The 597-nt window shown below is 51.4% G+C and carries 1 pseudogene; it reads left to right on the top strand.

The features are described from left to right. A pseudogene (locus J5069_RS23880) lies at nt 1–597 on the top strand (hemagglutinin); the annotation flags it as partial.

The raw sequence follows: 597 nt of genomic DNA, 5'->3' as shown, positions 1-597 counted from the left end.
TGGCAGTATAGGACTGGACGCCAACCCGCAGGATTATGTCGATATCATCAGCGGTGCCACCGAACTGAATGGGAAAATTACCGCACAAAATCTCTCCCTGACACAGGGGACGAATCGTGCCAGTTATAAAGACGGTACGCTGACGGCCATCGCCGGTGAAGGCGCACAGCCGCAATTGGCAGTCGACACCAAAGCACTGGGCGGGATGTATGCCAACAAAATCCGGCTGGTCGCTAACGAAGAAGGCGTTGGGGTTAATTTGGCGAATCTGACCTCTACGCAGCAAGGGATCACGCTCGATACTAGGGGCAAAATTCAGTTAGGTAATACCGCTGCCAAAGCCGATCTGAATATCACCGCGAAACAGACCGACATCATCAAAGGGGCGACGGTTAAAAGTGAGCGTGACATTACCGTTGCCAGCACCACGTTAAACAACAATGGCACGTTGAGCGCAGGAAAAGACATGCGCTTGTTTAACGATAACCTGACCAATACCCAGGCCACCATTCAGGCGAATAATAACCTGTGGATTCAGAAAGATGCGGTGGGCAACAAAGGCATCAAGGTTGAAAACCGTTCGGGGACGATAAAGAC

The organism is Candidatus Symbiopectobacterium sp. NZEC127, from assembly GCF_025962675.1.
Classification (GTDB): Bacteria; Pseudomonadota; Gammaproteobacteria; order Enterobacterales; family Enterobacteriaceae; genus Symbiopectobacterium.
The sequence above is the reverse complement of the archived record's forward strand: the minus strand, read 5'-3'. Positions and strand labels throughout refer to the sequence as shown.